The organism is Mesorhizobium sp. M7A.F.Ca.US.005.03.2.1 (assembly GCF_003997795.1).
Taxonomy (GTDB): Bacteria; Pseudomonadota; Alphaproteobacteria; order Rhizobiales; family Rhizobiaceae; genus Mesorhizobium; species Mesorhizobium ciceri.
The window spans coordinates 1-4,638 of the sequence record NZ_RZRP01000510.1 but is presented as its reverse complement, the minus strand read 5'-3'; the positions used below and the strand labels follow the sequence as shown (position 1 = coordinate 4,638).

At 61.6% G+C, this 4,638-nt stretch carries 4 protein-coding genes and 2 pseudogenes; 2 read left to right on the top strand and 4 right to left on the bottom strand.

Annotated elements, in window-relative coordinates; translation table 11 throughout:
* The 4 genes and pseudogenes from EN991_RS24300 to EN991_RS24285 all read right to left on the bottom strand — a co-directional run.
* Positions 1-634, bottom strand: a pseudogene (locus tag EN991_RS24300) (calcium-binding protein); the annotation flags it as partial.
* 195 nt (positions 635-829) lie between these two features.
* Positions 830-1,345: an AraC family transcriptional regulator gene (locus tag EN991_RS24295; protein ID WP_064995671.1), complete on the bottom strand. Its 516-nt coding sequence runs from the start codon at positions 1,343-1,345 to the stop codon at positions 830-832.
* 12 nt (positions 1,346-1,357) lie between these two features.
* A complete protein-coding gene (locus tag EN991_RS40360) occupies positions 1,358-1,720 on the bottom strand; it encodes a hypothetical protein (RefSeq protein WP_206519241.1) in 363 nt (120 codons plus the stop codon).
* A 614-nt stretch (positions 1,721-2,334) separates the two neighbouring features.
* Positions 2,335-2,535, bottom strand: a complete 201-nt coding sequence (locus EN991_RS24285; protein ID WP_013529836.1) for a hypothetical protein — start codon at positions 2,533-2,535, stop codon at positions 2,335-2,337.
* Between the two features lie 308 nt (positions 2,536-2,843).
* Between EN991_RS24285 and EN991_RS24280 the strand changes: the two genes are divergently transcribed.
* Complete coding sequence (locus EN991_RS24280) at positions 2,844-4,307, top strand: phosphatidylserine/phosphatidylglycerophosphate/cardiolipin synthase family protein (RefSeq protein ID WP_127366090.1); 1,464 nt, start codon at positions 2,844-2,846, stop codon at positions 4,305-4,307.
* Between the two features lie 108 nt (positions 4,308-4,415).
* Positions 4,416-4,638 (top strand): annotated as a pseudogene (locus EN991_RS41075) (EEP domain-containing protein); the annotation flags it as partial.

The window sequence follows — 4,638 nt, the reverse complement described above, 5'->3', positions numbered from 1 at the left end:
CGCCAGCAGTAGCCGTGGAGCCGATGGCAGTCGCGTTCGCCCCATTTGCGGTGCTGTTGACGCCAAAGGCGCTTGCCCCGCCGGCGTTAGCATGGGCGTTTCCGCCCACAGCGAGCGCGTTAATGCCGGTCGCGCTTGCAAAGACACCTATGCCGATGGCGTTCAGGCCATTGACACTCATCGAATAGCCGATGGCGATCGAAGCGTCGCCCGTTGCACTGTTGGAGGTGCCCAACGCTACGGCGTTGTTGCCATTCGTCGTGGCACCGTTACCGATGGCGACGGCGTTGCCGCCTGTCGCGGACCCGCCGCCGGCCTGGTATTGTGCCTGGGCCGGCGTGGCGAGGCTGAGCGCGGCGATCGCCGCCAGGCCGCCGACGATGCTCGCCAGGCTGACGGAGGAGGCCAAGGCCGAACGCACGCTGCCGCCGACCCCCAGCGTTCCCAGCCCCAGACGCCTGCGCCCCATACCAAGCGCACGATGCGCCATGCGCAGCACGGCCATCAGGCGGCGGCGAACCGAGCGCGAACCATGATCGGCCCCCGCGATCCACTGCCCCGCGAAATGCGCTGTGCGACGCCGAACAAACGAACCGCTCGAAATCTGGCCGTTCGAAATCTGGTTGTCGGTCATGGTCCCTCTCCGCTGGCCGGCACGAAATGTCTGACAATTCCGCTCCATCGCAGGAAGACATGATTCCTGCGTGCGGTATTTCACGATATTGCTGTCTTGTGAGAAAAGAGGCGAGCAAACCGGCATAGGTTAACGGCTCGTTACCCCTGCCAATGCTTTAGAATCAAGTAATAAAGCAACTCCCTAAGCGCCGTCTCATCTAAACTTGGCGCTAAGCTTTCCCATCCGCGCCTGCAGCGGCGTCATCTGCCGGTATTTCTTCATCACGGTGGTAAAATGGCTCTGGCTCGAAAATCCGCTGGAGTGAGCGATGTCGGCGATCGTCATGCCGCTGTCGGCAAGCAACCTTTCAGCGAAATCCAGCCGCAGACCGAGGACGTACTGATGCGGCGGCATCCCGAACGTCCTCGAGAAAGCCCGCACAAAATGATAGGGTGAAAGACCGCAAACCGCAGCCATCTCGGCAAGCGCCAGCTTGCGCGTAAAGTTCTCGTCCAGGAATTGCCGCACGCGGCTCGCGGCGCGGACGGAAAGCCCGCCTTTTGCGTTGAGCGTCGGTTGTCGCGAATTGGGTCCGGAAACCGGTCCGGGGACACCATCCTCACCCGGCATTTCTTGGCCTCCTGATTCGTCCCGGATGAGGTTCAACCCTAGGCTTCCTTCCGCGTTCCCCTGAAAAACAATTCGTGATTGATCGAAGCCGACCGGCATCGCCAACCCCATTCATGAGAGCGTTCCGGCCGGACGGCGTACAACGCGCGGACTGCATGACATTCCAGACGATTCCTGCGGAGCTTGGGGCGGATTTGCAGCAAGATGTATTCTGGAAAACGCCGCAAGGCGCCTGTTGCGGCCTGGGTGGGTGCGCAGCAGATCGGCCGGGTCGACCGTGCCGAAAGCAGGCGGATCGAGTTCGGCGAGATCGCATTCATGCACGGCCAATTGCGCCAGCGCTTCGGGAGCGATGGAAACGACGGCGTTCTCCCGGGTCAGGGACCAGGCCGGCTTGCTGTCCACACCCGCCGGATTGACGACGCGACATCCGGTCGGCGTATCGTACCGCGTGATCCGGTCGCTGCCGAGCAAGGCTCTCGATCGGCGTGCGGGCCGCAGCGCAATTCCAGTGGAATGCTCTTTGGCCGGGAATGTCTGCGAGACGGGATCGCGGGCTGAGTCTATGACACTCCGCGCCGCGGTGGCCCTCCAGGGGCCTGCGCTTTCAGGAATTATGTCCAGGACATATCGAGCTGTCCGTTCTCGATTGACGCCCTGGGAATTGCCGCTTTCCCGAGCATCGTCCGCATTTTCCATTGCCTGGCCTCAGCCGCTTGTCTGCCGCCTGAAATCCCCCTTAGCCCGACCCGGATCCAACGTAACGCACATGCTGCGGATAGTGAATAACATCCGTACGCAAACAAAAAATTTTGTTCGGGATAAAAGCCCCTCGGGGCGAGGAACCCAGGCCTTTAGGTCGCGACTACGGGTCAACAGGTCCCTTTGGACCCTTCGGCGCATTGGCTGACGGAGCATCAAACGAAAAACCCGCCTGCTCGGCGGGTCACTGGCGCAAATCAGCACCATGCACGAATATATACCTTAGCTGAGATCACCGTGTCAAGAAAAAATTCCTATCGCGAAAAGCTGCCGACGCAAAAGCCGCGACACAGCCAGCAATGCAGAGCTACCAGATTGGCTACCGGTCATTGCAGATCGTCGCGACGATTCTCATACAAATCCCATGCAAGTTCGACAAACCCCAGAAGAACGTCCTCCTCGCTCCATCCGGCAGCGACGGCCGCCTGGACGATCTCGCGGACGAGAGGCAGCAATTGGCGTTGGCATTCTGCCGACGTGTCGGCAACTACGTCATCGCCGGGAGGTTCATCGAAGTTGAATTTCATCGTTAGGCGCCCCCCTCGCCATCAATCAAAGTGTTCATATCATTAAGTTCATTCATCCTGATATACAATAGAGGTCGCACCAAAGCATAAGAGGCTTCGGAGGCTCTGAGCAGAACAGGATGATGCCAGGCTCTATGCTTCCGCTAGGTCAGGTTTGTCCTTCTGAACAGGGTCCGTCGGGAAGCTTCTACCCATCAATCTCTGCGGCTGGTCGAAACCTTCGGCCAGGGCCGCATGCCACCATCCGGCGAATGCGCGGCAGGACCGGCCGCATTGCCTTCTGCAACCGCTCGCTGGATAGTCTCGGCATGTTGGCGACCCTGGCGACTCACTGGCCGCAAATTCTGGCGATCATCTCCGTGGTGATGGCGACGGTCGGCATCGTCCATGCCGTCATGACCAAGGAAGATGTGCGCGCCGCCACCGGCTGGGTCGGCGTGATGGTGCTGTCCCCGATCCTCGGCGTGCTGATCTACGCCGTCGCCGGCATCAATCGCATCCGCCGTGCCACGATCACCGCCCAGCGCCCGTTTGCCGACGGCGTGGTGTCCGCCAAGCATGAGCGCGACGTCGCTGTCGAAGAGGCCCTGATCGTCGAGCGATACGGGCAACGGTTCACGGGCTTGCGGACACTCGGCGACAGGGTGGCGCGGCGCGCGCTCAACCCTGGAAACGCAATCGATGTGCTGGAGACCGGCGACGAGGCCTATGCCGCCATGTGCGCGGCAATCGACGGCGCCGAGCGCAGCGTCCTGCTCGAGACCTATATTTTCGACAATGACGCCGTCGGCCTGCTCTTCGTCGAGGCGCTGGCCGGCGCCGTCCGGCGCGGCGTCACCGTCCGCGTGCTGATCGATGCCGTCGGCGCCCGCTACTCGGTGCCGAGCATCCTGGGGCATTTGCGCGAGGCCAACATCCCCGCCGACGTCTTCAACGGCAACATCGTCATGGGCCTGCGCCTGCCCTACGCCAATCTGAGGACCCACCGGAAGATCCTGGTGGTGGACGGCATCGCCGCCTTCACCGGCGGCATGAACATCCGAAAAGGCTTCTCCGCCGAATTCGCCGGCTCCAACAGCGCCAGGGACACACATTTCCGGGTGACCGGCCCGATCGTCGCCGACCTCTTTTCGGTCGCCGCCGAAGACTGGCGCTTCGCCACCAACGAGGCGCTGAAGGGCGACGCCTGGCGCATTGCCCCGCTGTCGCCATCGCCAGGCGCACCGATGATGGTGCGGGCAGTCGCTTCCGGCCCGGATGCCAGCAACGAGACCAACCACAAGCTGCTGATCGGTGCGTTCTCGGTCGCCCGCAAGTCCATACGCGTGATGTCGCCCTATTTCCTGCCGGATCGGGAACTGATCAGCGCCCTGATCACCGCCGGCAGGCGCGGGGTCGAAATCGACATCGTGGTGCCGGCGGTGAACAATCTCTTCCTCGTCGACCGCGCGATGATGGCGCAGTTCGATCAGGTGCTCAAACACTATTGCCGTGTCTGGCGAACCGAGGGACCATTCGACCATTCGAAGCTGCTTTCGATCGACGGCGCGTGGGCCTATGTCGGATCTTCCAATCTTGACGCCCGATCGCTGCGGCTCAATTTCGAGATCGACTTGGAGGTGCTCGATGCCGGCTTTGCCAGCGAGATCGAGGCGCGGATCGGGTCGGCGATTGCCTCCGCCGTGCCGGTAACGCTGGAAGCCTTGCGAGCCCGGCCGTTCCTTATCAGGCTGTTCGACCGGGCATTGTGGCTCGGTTCACCCTATCTCTAAGGCGGAGGCGCGCTTGAGGAACTCGTCTGTCATGGAACATACGCCGAAATTGCCTATTTTGACTGTATCCGGCTTCTGAATTGAAGCCAGCGAGAACGAGCAGCACAGATGCACAGAATTGGACGCAGCCTCCCGGCAAGCATGCTTCTGTCCCTTCGTGACCGCCGGATGCAGAAAGCTAACGCCGCCGCACTCAAGACGACAGCCACCACCGGCACGCTGGTTGCCTCCTACAATGTCCACAAATGCATCGGCGTCGACAGGAAGTTCGATCCGGACCGGACCATCCGCGTCATCCGCGAAATCGATCCGGATGTCATTGCCCTGCAGG